This window comes from Klebsiella sp. CN_Kp088, from assembly GCF_040064335.1.
GTDB lineage: Bacteria > Pseudomonadota > Gammaproteobacteria > Enterobacterales > Enterobacteriaceae > Klebsiella > Klebsiella aerogenes.
Map to the genome: position 1 here is coordinate 1 of NZ_JBEAIQ010000024.1, position 13,000 is coordinate 13,000.

At 50.4% G+C, this 13,000-nt stretch carries 8 protein-coding genes; 5 read left to right on the forward strand and 3 right to left on the reverse strand.

All coding sequences use genetic code 11. From position 1 onward, the window contains the following. Positions 1–210: 210 nt before the first annotated feature. Positions 211–429 carry a cold shock domain-containing protein gene (locus tag ABLV08_RS14385; protein WP_023279058.1) on the reverse strand — a complete coding sequence of 73 codons (219 nt, stop codon included), beginning with the start codon at positions 427–429 and terminating at the stop codon, positions 211–213. A 279-nt stretch (positions 430–708) separates the two neighbouring features. On the opposite strand from ABLV08_RS14385, the gene cspF reads away from it, so the two are divergent. The 3 genes from cspF to ABLV08_RS14400 all read left to right on the forward strand — a co-directional run bounded on the left by cspF (position 709) and on the right by ABLV08_RS14400 (position 9,906). Beyond that, on the forward strand, positions 709–921 hold the full coding sequence (gene cspF, locus ABLV08_RS14390; protein ID WP_071787615.1) for a cold shock-like protein CspF: 213 nt from the start codon (positions 709–711) through the stop codon (positions 919–921). Between the two features lie 81 nt (positions 922–1,002). Further along, positions 1,003–1,167 (forward strand): YnfU family zinc-binding protein, encoded by a 165-nt coding sequence (locus ABLV08_RS14395; RefSeq protein ID WP_213191361.1) that lies wholly within the window; start codon positions 1,003–1,005, stop codon positions 1,165–1,167. 156 nt (positions 1,168–1,323) lie between these two features. After that, entirely contained in the window at positions 1,324–9,906 is an 8,583-nt protein-coding gene (locus ABLV08_RS14400; protein ID WP_117025823.1) for a glucoamylase family protein, read from the forward strand. A 19-nt stretch (positions 9,907–9,925) separates the two neighbouring features. Here ABLV08_RS14400 and ABLV08_RS14405 read toward each other — a convergent pair whose 3' ends face one another. Then, positions 9,926–10,159: a hypothetical protein gene (locus ABLV08_RS14405; RefSeq protein ID WP_004132711.1), complete on the reverse strand. Its 234-nt coding sequence runs from the start codon at positions 10,157–10,159 to the stop codon at positions 9,926–9,928. A gap of 409 nt (positions 10,160–10,568) precedes the next feature. Here ABLV08_RS14405 and ABLV08_RS14410 point away from each other — a divergent pair, with 409 nt between their 5' ends. Both ABLV08_RS14410 and lpxP read left to right on the forward strand, forming a co-directional pair. Further along, positions 10,569–10,841 carry a hypothetical protein gene (locus ABLV08_RS14410; protein WP_162378656.1) on the forward strand — a complete coding sequence of 91 codons (273 nt, stop codon included), beginning with the start codon at positions 10,569–10,571 and terminating at the stop codon, positions 10,839–10,841. 200 nt (positions 10,842–11,041) lie between these two features. Further along, positions 11,042–11,950: a kdo(2)-lipid IV(A) palmitoleoyltransferase gene (lpxP, locus tag ABLV08_RS14415; protein WP_047053427.1), complete on the forward strand. Its 909-nt coding sequence runs from the start codon at positions 11,042–11,044 to the stop codon at positions 11,948–11,950. A gap of 430 nt (positions 11,951–12,380) precedes the next feature. On the opposite strand, the gene ABLV08_RS14420 is transcribed toward lpxP, so the two are convergent. Continuing rightward, positions 12,381–12,953 carry a recombinase family protein gene (locus ABLV08_RS14420; protein WP_049057147.1) on the reverse strand — a complete coding sequence of 191 codons (573 nt, stop codon included), beginning with the start codon at positions 12,951–12,953 and terminating at the stop codon, positions 12,381–12,383. Positions 12,954–13,000 lie beyond the last annotated feature (47 nt).

The window sequence follows — 13,000 nt, forward strand, 5'->3', positions numbered from 1 at the left end:
TTCAGGCTTTCAGGCTTTCAGGCTTTCAGGCTTTCAGGCTTTCAGGCTTTCAGGCAGTAGTCCTGCACTTCATCACATCGGTCAGCACACTCATAATTGCGAAAAACATGTTGACCTGATATTAAAAAAACAACCGACTTTCTCTGATTTAATTTATGGACCTGTCTACTCAGGAATAATCCTTCATCGTTGTCGCGGGCCCGCAAATCTTCATTTATCGCAAAGTATTACGTTTGTAGCAGCAGGCCCTTTTTCACCACTCTGCATGGCGAACTCAACTTTCTGCCCTTCAAATAAGGTATTGAAATTCTCACCATGGAGTGCGGAAAAATGGACGAAGACATCCTTGCTTCCGTCAAGAGGTGAAATGAAACCAAAACCTTTATCTTCGTTAAACCATTTTACCAAACCTTTAATTCTTGTGGACATACTGACTCCCGTTATACATGATAGTATTAATAGTAAACGTATAGTATTAAAGGTATGACTCAAAAGGAGGGGATATCAGCGATAGCGCCTGGTAATGAGGACTGACCAGAAAATGTTTAACGTTCGTTTGTACATTGAACTAACAGGATTCATTAAGACACGGGAGATACTAATACGCAAATTATTTTTTAGCCATCCAGAAGTCCTGCAGGAAAATTAAGTGTGGCAATATACTATTTTGAATGTATAGTCTTTACGTGTTTTTAATAAGGAATCGACTTGTCCCATAAAATGACAGGCATTGTCAAAAGCTTTGACATTCTCAGTGGTAAAGGCCTCATCATCCCTTCAGATGGGCGAAAAGATGTTCTGCTTCACATTTCAGCCGTTAACTCCCGCGAATCAGAATTACTCATCCCAGGAAGCCGCATAGAATTCTGTCGGATCAATGGTCCCAGAGGGCCTGTGGCTGCGAACATTTACCTCTCCTGAATTTCAGGGTCACAAAATAAACAGATTAAAACTTAACCATATGTGATACGGTGAAGTTCATTCATTGAAAGGTTAATGGTTATGTCTATTATCAATTACGCAATGAAATTCTTCAGCGGTGCATCTACTGCCACTGTTGTCTGCACTGTTTGTGGTTTCAAATCAGTTCAACCGATGGCAAAAATCCGGCGCAATCAGGCCATGCTTTGCCCTCGGTGTAAAGCCCTGTTTATCTCACGGCGCTAGTATCAACTGATCCGCCGTGGACAGAACCATCTTCTATACTTAAGTTAAATCCCAGCAGCTGTTAAATCCCTGATGCCTTACGCCCATCCTGAGAGAACGTTTCTGAACTGATTTCGCAACTGCTCCTGCGCGCTAATGTCGCATCAGAGCAATGCTATGAAAATGAACCCCAGAGCGTGGTTTAACCGCTCCCGTATTCCGGTGAATGCTGCCGAAAACGTAACGTTTTCGGCGAACGATCCTGCAAGCGAAAGCACTCCGCGGTCAGAACTCTTTTCGACTGCCCAGATGGAACGCTATGGTCAGAAGCTGGCGCGGACCCATAAAGTATCACCGGATAAACATCCCTATTATCTTCTGAAACGGCTTGGCGACAATGAGGCCGTTATCACCCAAAACTGCTATGAGCTTAATGCAGGTAAAAAGACCAGTATCATGCCCGCCGGGGAGTGGTTGCTGGACAATTATTATCTGATTGAGGAACAAATCCGTACCGTCCGCCAGCACTTGCCGAAAAGTTTTGGTAAAGGTCTCCCGTCGCTGATGTCGCCGCTGAATTGCCCAAGAATTTATCATATCGCATCAGAGGCCATTGCTCACGGTGATGGCCGCTGGGATGCCACCAGTCTAACCAGCTATCTCGCTGCCTATCAACAGGTGACGCCGCTGACGCTGGGTGAAGTCTGGGCATTACCGGGAATGCTTCGACTGGCGCTGATTGAAAATCTTCGTCGTATCAGTATGGAAGTGATAAAAGCGCAACAGGACAGAAACCTGGCAGATACGTGGATAACCAGGATTTTCGAATGTGCAGAGAGTGCGCCTGGTGATTTAATTATGGTGGTTGCCGATTTGGCGCGCTCCCGTCCTCCGTTATCCAGCGCGTTTGTCGCAGAACTGGTGCGGCGTCTGCAGGGGCACGGCAACGCGCTGTCGTTACCTCTTACCTGGGTTGATCAGTGCCTTCGGGAACAGGGAGTCACCACTGACATTCTCATAAATAACTTCAATCAACAGCTTGCCGCCAGCCAGCTGTCTGTCAGTAACAGCATCGCAGGTCTGCGATTACTGGGTGAAACGGACTGGGCTGATTTCGCCGAAACGATAAGCGTCGTCGAACAGGTATTAAGCAATGATCCTGCCGGTATCTATCCCCGGATGCACTTCAATACCCGGGATCATTACCGGCACGTAGTTGAGGTCCTGGCCAGAGACAGTGGGCTCAGCGAGCCTGAGGTTGCTGACAGGGTGCTGGCGCTTTCAGAGGAAAAAGCCCCCAATACACCGGAACATCATGTTGGTTATTATCTCGCCGGCGAAGGTCGACAGGCACTGGATATACATCTCCTGGCAGACACCTCAAGACTCATACGCTTGCGGCACAGTTTCAACAGAATAACCCTGCTGTCATGGCTTGGTAGCCTGGCGTTGTTGACAACCGCAGCGACCGCGGCAATATTGCACGAAACTGCCATGCAGGGCGCAGGTTGGTTGTTAATCGCGGTGATATTACCTCTGGTTATCGCTTTAACTCAGTTAATGAGTGATTTACTCAGTGACGCAACCACCCGTTTTCGCGTTCCTCGCCCCTTGCCGGGGATGGATTTTTCAACCGGCATTCCCGCTGACAGTGCCACCATGATCGTCATCCCCTGCATGCTGACCAGCCACGAAAGTTTCAGCCAGCTCCTCTCCAGTCTTGAAGTCTGTTGGTTGGGGAATGAAAACGAAAATCTCAGGTTCGCGCTGCTCACTGATTTTGCAGATTCTGAAAATGAACCCTCGCCGGAAAGTCACGCGCTGCTCAGACAGGCTATCGCTGATACGCAGGTGCTGAATCGCCGCTACCCCTCCGGCCGACCACGTTTTTATCTGTTACATCGTCAGCCTGAATGGAACCCCTCGGAAGGAGCGTGGATGGGCTATGAACGCAAGCGGGGAAAACTGGCGTTACTGAACAGCTGGTTGCGCCATCCCGGAACGCAATTCGTCAGCGTTGCAGACATGCCTGCCCACCTTTTACCGGGTCACATAAAATACGTCATTACCCTGGACAGTGATACGGTGTTGCCGCGCGATACGGCTCACAAACTGGTCGCGGCGATGGCCCATCCGTTGAATACGCCAGAGTATGATCCGGTACGCCAGAGGGTGGTCAAAGGATTTGGTATTTTACAACCCGGTCTTGCTGAGGAGATACCACGTAACGGTCAGGGGCGTTACGCCGCCCTGCGCAGCAGCATACCGGGTAATAACCCCTATTCTATGATGTCTTCGGATATCTATCAGGATCTCTTTGGGGAAGGGTCGTTCGTGGGCAAAGGGATTTACGATGTTGACATTTTTATGCAGGCCACTGCCAATACCTGCCCGGAAAATCTGGTTCTCAGCCATGATCTCCTCGAAGGGTGCTATGCGCGCTCGGGTCTGCTGAGTGAGGTGTTACTCTACGAACAGTACCCTAATAATTATCTGTCGGACGTTGCACGCCGTTCACGCTGGATCCGGGGTGACTGGCAACTGCTTAACTGGCTGAAACCACACGTCAGAAAAGCCGATGGAACCCGTACCCGGAATCCACTGACCGCGCTTTCTTACTGGAAATTACTCGACAATCTGCGTCGCAGCCTGGTCGCCCCCTCTTTAGTGGTATTGCTCTACTTCACCCTGCTTTGGGTTCCCAATCCGGTTTACTGGCTGTGCATACTGTCACTGATTTGGCTGTTGCCAGCCCTCCTCTGCATCACCCATGACCTTCTCAATAAACCTCTGCGCCGTCGCCTGAAGCCGCATCTGTTACTTGTAATGGCGGGCGCGCTGAAGCGTCTGTCAGGTATCGGTCTTAATTTTGCGATACTGCCACACGAAGCCGGATATTCGCTGAAAGCGATCGCCGTGACGCTATGGCGACTGGGGATAAGCAGGCGTCACCTCAGCCAGTGGGTCAGCCACAGCCAGGACAGCAATCAGGCCAGATCCACTGTTGCACGTTTTTATCAGGCGATGTGGCTGAATGTTGCCGGTGGCGTGACGCTGATAATTCTGACCGGAAAATTGGCCCCCCAGCTGCTGGGGATTGTGTTACCGATCGGTTTGGTATGGTGTGTGGCACCGTTGCTGATGAGCTGGCTGAGTCGTCAGCCCGTGCGTAAGGTTTTTTCGCCAGGTCAGGAACAAAAACAGCTGTTACGCCAGACAAGCCGTGAAATCTGGGCATTTTTTGAAACCTTTGCCACAGAAAAAGAGAACTGGCTTCCGCCTGATAATTATCAGGAAATACCACAACCGACGGTGGCACACCGAACTTCTCCTACCAATATTGGTCTTTCACTAATGGCTAACCTGACGGCATGGGACTTTGGCTACCTGCCCGGCGGAGAGGTGCTCCGGCGCGTGTCGCTCACACTCGACACGCTGGATAAAATGGAGCACTACCGGGGCCATCTGTACAACTGGTATGACACCCGTACGCTGGTCCCCCTCAGTCCACGCTATATCTCCAGCGTCGACAGCGGCAACATGGCCGGGCATTTGTTGACGCTGCGTGCAGGGCTGTCCGCCATGCGTCATCAGCCTGTTTTAAGCAGCCAACAGATACTGGCAGGACTGAACGATACGCTGGATATTCTGGAAAAACAGTGGGGTAAGAACCCACCTGACAGCCTGAGACTGCTGCGCAAGCATTGCCTGAATGCGGTGTCGCTCTCTCCGCAGGCGTTTATCAGCGAACTGAAAAACATGCGCACCCAGTGCAACCATCTGACCATGTTATGCCATCAGGGGTCACCTCTTCAGATGCGCTGGGCAGGACATCTGGAGCATCAACTGGTTCAGCTTTGCCATGAGTGGTCTCTGTTGCTTGGCTGGTTACCTGTATCCTGGAATGAGCAGACGCTGCCGACGCTGAGCGAGCTTGCCCGTCCGACATTAACCGGTACAGAAACGCCTCCGGCGTCAGTGGCGGAGCAGGCCCGAATGCGACTCAATATTATCACCGAGCTGGAACAGCGGCTGGATGAGCATGCCCGGATGGATTTCGCCTTTCTGTACAGTGAAGCAACCAGTCTGCTCAGCGTCGGTTATAACTGTGACACGAATACGCCTGACAAGAGCCACTACGATCTCCTGCCGTCTGAAATCCGCCTGACCAGTTTTCTTGCCATTGCGACTAATCAGCTGCCTCTTAAAAGCTGGTACGCGCTGGGTCGATTGTTTACCACGATTGATAATGAAACGGCCCTGATGTCATGGAGCGGATCCATGTTTGAATATCTGATGCCGAATCTGGTGATGCCCACCTGGCCCGGCAGCCTGCTCGATGAAATGAGTCAGTCGGCGGTTATGCGCCAGATTCACTGGGGGAAAGAACGCGGGGTACCATGGGGTGTTTCAGAGTCTGGCTATCATGCTTTTGATGTTCAGCATAATTATCAGTATCAGGCATTTGGCGTACCGGGGCTCGGTCTGCGCAGGGGGCTTGCCGATGACATGGTTGTTGCTCCTTACGCCACGCTGCTGGCGCTGATGGTTTCCCCGCAGAAAGCCTGTGAGAACCTGTTCAGGCTGCAAAAAAATGGTGCACGCGGAGAATACGGTTTTTATGAAGCGCTGGACTATACCCCCTCACGTCTTGCAACCGGTCAGCTCTATGCGGTGGTACAGTCCTGGATGGCGCATCACCAGGGTATGGCATTTCAGGCGCTGGCTCATGTGCTGCTTGACGCCCCCATGACTGAACGCTTTATGTCCAGTACGGTATTCCGGTCAGCGAGTCTGCTGTTACAGGAGCGCGTGCCGGATGCGGTCGATCTGTACAGTCCGCGCCGTCATTTTGAATCTCATGAGGGCAGGGTCAAACCCATCCGCTATGAACCCCGTATTTTCTATAGCGTGGATACCCCTGCCCCGGATATTCAACTTCTGTCCAACGGCCATTATCATCTGATGCTGACCGCAGCCGGCGGTGGTTACAGTCGCTGGAACGATATTGCAATAACACGCTGGCGCAGTGATACCACCCGTGATAACTGGGGAGCATTCTGCTATATCCGCGATACCCAGACGGGAGATGTGTGGAGCAATACCTGGCAACCGACAGGCTACATCAGCGGACAAGACGAGGAAGTGTTATTCACCGATGCGGGGGCAGAATTCAGACGCAGCTTCGGGGGACTCAGCGTCAAAACTCAGGTGGTGATCTCTCCGGAGGATGATGTTGAATTACGACGGCTCACACTGATTCATCGTGGTCGCAAGCCTCGCTCTCTGGAGCTGACAACCTATGTTGAAGTGGTCCTGGCAGCGGCTGCCAGCGATCTGGCACACCCGGCATTCAGCAATCTGTTTATTCAGACTGAGCTGGCTCCTGAGCGTGACGCTATTCTTTGCCACCGGCGCCCGCGCTCACCGGATGAACCGGGTCCTTGCCTGTTTCACATGATGGTGGTGCACGGCGATAACCGAAATAACGTGTCGTTTGAAACGGACAGGGCAAGGTTTATTGGACGTGGCAGAAATCCTGCGAATGCCCAGGCAATAGAGGCGGGAGGGACGCTCAGCAACACGTCGGGGTCAGTGCTGGATCCGATACTGGCTATACGTCACTCCATCACTCTACAGCCGGGGCATCCGGTTACGATTGATATCGTTTATGGTATCAGCGAGAACCGCCAGCAGAGCCTGGCCCTGCTGGAAAAATATCGCGATTACCCTATTGCCGATCGCGTCTTTGAACTGGCCTGGTCTCACAGTCTGGTGGTATTACGCCAGATGAATGCCAGTGAAGATGATGCAACTTTGTTTAATCGTCTCGCCAGTGCTGTGCTTTACCCTGTCCAGGAGCTACGCGCTGAAGGCCAGGTGATCAGCCGCAACCGGCGTGGTCAGTCCGGTCTGTGGGGCTGGGCAATTTCAGGCGATCTGCCGATAGTACTGCTCAGTATAACCGGCGAAGAAAGTATCGCCTCAGTGACCACACTGATTCAGGCACACCGTTACTGGCGACAGAAAGGACTGGATGTTGATTTGGTTATCCTAAATAACAGCCCCGGTGGCTACCAGCAGGGATTACAAAATCAAATTATGGAATTAATTTATGCGGGGTCTGAAGCCAGTCTGCTGGACAAAACGGGCGGTCTTTTTGTCCGTAATGGCGAGCATCTCTCCGCAGAAGATAAGTTGCTTCTGATGAGCGTGGCCTGTCTTTATCTTGATGACCGCGCAGGGAGTATTAATGAGCAGCTTAACCAGCGTATCCATACCCTGAAATCGCCGGTCATAGCATTCATGCCGCGTGCAGTGCGCGAGCGTAATCAACATACGGACTGGCCCCCCGATATCAGTCAGTTATGCTATTTCAATGGGTTCGGTGGATTTTCTCAGGATGGACGGGAATATCAAATTGTTATGCGGGAAAATGCGCAGACACCGGCTCCCTGGTCAAACGTACTGGCAAATCCCCGTTTTGGCAGCGTGATCTCAGAGGCAGGACAGGCCTATACCTGGTATGAGAATGCCCATGAATACCGGTTAACACCCTGGGAAAACGATCCTGTGAGCGATCGCTCTGGCGAGGCGTTTTATCTGCGTGATGAAGAGACCGGGGAAAACTGGTCACCGACAGCGTTGCCTGTTCGCGGACACGGTGATTACCTGACCCGGCATGGTTTTGGCTACAGCGTTTTTGCCCATCGAGAGAGTGGAATAGACAGCGAGCTGACGGTCCTGGTTGCCGAAGAGGCGCCAGTTAAACTGGTGCTCCTGACACTCAGTAACTCTTCGGGACGGACACGTCAACTCTCCGTCACAGGTTATGTAGAGTGGACGCTCGGAGGATCACGAACTCGCTCAGCTCCTCACATTGTGACACATGCGGCCAGAACGTCTGGCGGTTGCGGGGTGCTGGCGAACAACTTTTATGGTGATAATGGTGGAGGCCGAACTGCATTTTTTGCCGTCAGCGGTAATGACTGTTCGCTGACCGGGGACCGTCGGGAGTTTATTGGCCGTAATGGTTCCCTTCACGCGCCGTCAGCCATGAAATTGCGCAGGCTTTCAGGTAACACGGGCGCCGGTCTGGATCCCTGCGGGGCGGTACAATCGACGGTAACATTAATTGATGGGGATCAGAGGACGTTTATTTTTATCCTCGGCGCAGAAGAGAATGATGTTTGTGCTAATGAGACGCTGGCCCATTACATGAACGAGGATACAGTCCGCCAGGAGCTGAACCGGATTCATAACCACTGGCACAATGTGCTCGATAAAATCGTGGTTAACACCCCCGACACGTCAGTAAATTTACTGGTCAATGGCTGGCTGTTATATCAGACAGTCGCCTGTCGTCTTATGGCCCGCAGTGGTTACTATCAGTCTGGCGGTGCATATGGTTTTCGCGATCAGTTGCAGGATTCACTGGCACTGAGCCATGCTGATCCGAACCGGTTGCGTGAACAGATAATACTCTGTGCCTCCCGGCAGTTTATCGAGGGGGATGTGCAGCACTGGTGGCACCCACCACACGGTAACGGTGTCCGTACCCGTTGTTCAGATGACTACCTGTGGCTGCCGCTTGCCGTTTGCCACTATGTTGAAACGACGGGGGATATGGAGGCTCTGGGAATACACATTCCTTATCTGGAGGGGCGCCCGCTTCCGCCTGGTGAAGAGTCTGTCTATGACACGCCGGTCATCAGCGGCATCGGAGAGACTCTCTGGTTACACTGTGTCAAAGCTATTCGCCATGGACTTCGGTTCGGGGGGCATGGCCTGCCGCTGATGGGGGCTGGTGACTGGAATGACGGGATGAACCGGGTGGGTATCGAAGGCAAAGGTGAAAGCGTCTGGCTGGGCTTCTTCCTGTACGACATTTTGCAGCGGTTTGCAACGCTGGCGGAGCGCAGGCTGGATGAAAGCGTCGCCGCGATGTGCCATTCACAGGCTCTGCGCCTGCAAAGCAATCTCGAAGCCCACGCCTGGGATGGGGAATGGTACCGGCGCGGGTATTTTGACGATGGTACTCCCCTGGGATCGAAAACCTCACAGGACTGCCGGATTGATGCGATTGCGCAGAGCTGGTCTGTATTGTCCGGTGCCGCGAGCCCGGGACGGTGCGCAAAGGCCCTGCAGGCGCTGGATAAGCACCTTGTGGATAACAAAGGCGGGCTGATCAAACTGTTAACGCCTCCTTTCGACGGACACGGTCCAAATCCGGGCTACATACAGGGGTACCTGCCCGGTGTGCGGGAAAACGGAGGGCAGTATACTCATGGTGCCATCTGGGCCGTGATGGCATTTGCCCGGATGGGGAATGCCAAACGTGCCTGGCAACTCTGGTCAATGCTCAACCCTGTAAATCATACTCTCAATGCGGGCTCTGTCGGGATTTATAAAGCTGAACCTTATGTCATGAGTGCTGATGTCTACAGCGTAGCTCCCCATACTGGTCGTGCAGGCTGGAGCTGGTACACCGGTTCTGCAGGCTGGGCCTGGCGTTTACTTACCGAGGAATTACTGGGGATAAAACGCACCGGCACTGACTTTAGTGTTCATGCCCTATTACCTGATGCGTGGCCGTCTTTTTCTATTGCTTATCAGTATGGTGAAAGCCACTATCAGATTAGTGTCTCACGCGGCGATGCAGAATATTCCGTGACGCTGGATGGTGTTCTCCTCCCTGATGACAGAATACCGCTGAAGGATGATGGACAAAACCATACGGTTGAGATCATTCAGAACTGACACTGATCCCGGAGGTGCATTAACGTCTGCCGTTAATGCGCTGATTATCCCTGAGAACATCAATCGCAGTCTGCATGGCGATTTTGTCATCCCGCCTTTTTTGTTTGTCCTGCATGACCTGAAGGTATTCCAGCAAGGTGCGGGTATTAATCGGTCTGCCCTGTTTACCCACAGCCAGCACGGCTTCACCAAGAATAATTTTCACTGGCGGTAGTTGTGCCGGATACCAGTCAAGGGTGTCTTCTGATTTCATCATAAATTTCTCACGGAAGGATAGTGTATCATAAATCAGACGTTCAATTTTCAATATCTTACATCCTGATTCAGACACAACTTAACATAACTTATGCCAGTTATTTTTATATCAAAGCGTATAATAATTACTGTATTCCTCAGAGAATCATTTATGTCTTATACAAAAGGGCTCAGATATTTTAAAGAAAGACCGGTTCATGTTGCCTGCCCGGTATGCGCACACAGAGCTGATCAGAAAGCAGGTAAGCTAAGAAAAGATGCGGTTCTTGAGTGCCCTGCCTGCGGACTGTTGTTCAGACCTTCAGAATGCTGGTGTATCGGCGGCTGATTAGCTTCTGCCACTTAACGTCAGTGATGTCGGAAAATGACAACGTTCCTCCTGTACTGCAGTTGTCGAGGGTATGATAATGAAATCTAAAAAATCTGTTTTTATTGAAGGACGTATCCTGTCGAACAGCTGTCACGGGCAGGCTGGCCAACCTTTCTGTATTCACCGGGTCAGGTTTAGTAATGGTAAATATGCCATTATCCGGGTGGCATCCGGGATATGTTTCAAACCAGGCGAAATTATTCAACGAAACGATTGTGAGTGGTTTTATAAACTTACCAAAATTCGCCTTCTTTCTTTTGAGTACCTTGATGATGATGAATCCATAAGACAATTTCTTGAATATCAATGAAAAACCCATGAAGTTATAACAGCATAACTTTGCTGATTTACAATGTATCCCTGACTATTCAAAAACTGTTGCCAGTAATTGAAATTGTTTCTTCTGAATTTATACGAATTCAAACTGTCTAAAAGAATGAGTATCGCTAAAGACGAATTTTCTCAGCATTTCCCTTTTGCGTTATAACTCCATTAGCATTAAGGAAATTTATGTCACAGACTTTTACTTATAATTTACTCCATCCTCGCTACTGGCTTACCTGGACTGGTTTGGGTCTGCTGTGGCTTCTCGTTCAGCTTCCTTACCCGGTTTTACATATTCTGGGCTCTGGTCTTGGAAAAATATCCAGACCCTTTCTGAAACGTCGGGAAGGAATTGCGATTAGAAATATCGAACTCTGCTTTCCAGGAATGACACCGTTTGCCCGAAACCAGATGGTCAAGAAAAACTTTGTTTCTCTCGGACTGGGACTGATGGAAACAGGAATGGCCTGGTTCTGGAGTGATGCGAGAGTCAAAAAATGGTTTGATGTCGAAGGGCTTGAAAACCTGACCGGTGCGACCAGAGGGGTAATGGTTGTCGGGATTCATTTTATGTCCCTTGAGTTGTGTGGAAGAGTAATGGGTTTATGCCATCCTATGATGGCTACGTATCGCCCACACAATAATCTATTAATGGAATGGGTACAGACAAAAGGTCGTATGCGTTCAAATAAGGCGATGATTAATCGGCGTAATTTATCTGGTTTTGTTCATGCATTGAAAGCTGGTGAAGCCGTGTGGTTTGCACCAGATCAGGATTATGGGCCTAAGGGAAGCGTTTTTGCACCTTTTTTCTCGGTAAAAAAAGCAGCCTCAACGAACGGAACATATGCTCTGTCAAAACTCGCAGGTGCACAACTGATCACACTTAGCATGATTCGACGTAGCGATAAAAAAGGTTATCGCATGTATATCAGCAATCCGTTGTCAGGCTATCCAGGGGAAGACAAGGTCGCCGCAGCGGGTTATATGAATAAGATCATCGAGCATGAAATTCTCCGAGCCCCTGAGCAATACCTGTGGATGCACCGCAGATTCAAAACGCGTCCTGAAGGCGAAGCCTCTTTATATAAATGAACCATTCTACTTGTCATGTACCATGAATCTATCTTGCTGACTACTTTGTAATAGCAGCAGGCTTTACCACGTTGAAAACCTTAAGTTTATAAGGATGAGGCAATGTTTTCCGGGGAAATATCTTAGTAGTCTTCAAACTATCTCCGATTATCCCTGCAATTCTTTACCAAGAGGTTCCGAGTAAGTACTTGGTGGTTCCCAACTAACTCTTACATATAGCCATTGGCCGTTTACTTAACCAAAAAACGATTGCCAGAAATTTGTAAAGCTCACAACCTTCTACAGTTCCTGCTGTCTAATGAATGACAACACACACCTCAAGGAACTATATGACATTTTTAATCATCTCAGGCGTATCTGTAACCTTATTTGCCATGACTATACTTGGCCTGATTATCGTGTGGGGCGGTATCTCCAACATCCCTGACGATTACTGATTCTCAAAATTCCCTACGCCAGCTACAGGGAAATATTTGTAAATCGTCTTTACCCCAACCCCAATAACATCTGCAGCCTGCTGTCGGGTAGCTCCATTTGCGAGCATCCGGCGGCAATGTTCCACGATATCAGTCGTCATTACCCGACGCCGCCCTCCAATTCTCCCCTGCTCCCTTGCTGCGGCTAAACCAGCGCGAGTACGTTCGACGATCAACTCTCGTTCCATTTCTGCCAGCGCACTCATGACATGAAAGAAGAAACGGCCTGCAGGGGTCGACGTGTCGATCGAGTCAGTCAGGCTGCGAAAGTTTACGCCGCGCTGCTGTAGCTCCGATACCATGGTTATTAAGTCGCGCACGCTGCGCCCAAGCCGATCCAGCTTCCAGACCACCAGCACATCACCAGGCTTGAGTCTGCGCAACGCACGCTTTAAACCAGGTCGCCTGGCATTTTTCCCGCTGGCCATATCTTCAAAAACAAGCTCACATTCTGCTCGAATCAGTGCGTTTTTCTGTAAATCGAGGTTCTGATCCCCGGTAGACACCCTGGCGTAACCAATCAGCATCACATAACCCTTTGAAATAGCTGATTGTAAAAATCTCCGGACTTTCG

Coding starts and splice junctions, on each gene's coding strand:
- ABLV08_RS14385 (WP_023279058.1), bottom strand. CDS start 429: ATGTCCACAAGAATTAAAGGTTTGGTAAAATGGTTTAACGAAGATAAA.
- ABLV08_RS14395 (WP_213191361.1), top strand. CDS start 1,003: ATGTCTATTATCAATTACGCAATGAAATTCTTCAGCGGTGCATCTACT.
- ABLV08_RS14400 (WP_117025823.1), top strand. CDS start 1,324: ATGAAAATGAACCCCAGAGCGTGGTTTAACCGCTCCCGTATTCCGGTG.
- ABLV08_RS14405 (WP_004132711.1), bottom strand. CDS start 10,159: ATGAAATCAGAAGACACCCTTGACTGGTATCCGGCACAACTACCGCCA.
- ABLV08_RS14410 (WP_162378656.1), top strand. CDS start 10,569: ATGAAATCTAAAAAATCTGTTTTTATTGAAGGACGTATCCTGTCGAAC.
- lpxP (WP_047053427.1), top strand. CDS start 11,042: ATGTCACAGACTTTTACTTATAATTTACTCCATCCTCGCTACTGGCTT.
- ABLV08_RS14420 (WP_049057147.1), bottom strand. CDS start 12,953: ATGCTGATTGGTTACGCCAGGGTGTCTACCGGGGATCAGAACCTCGAT.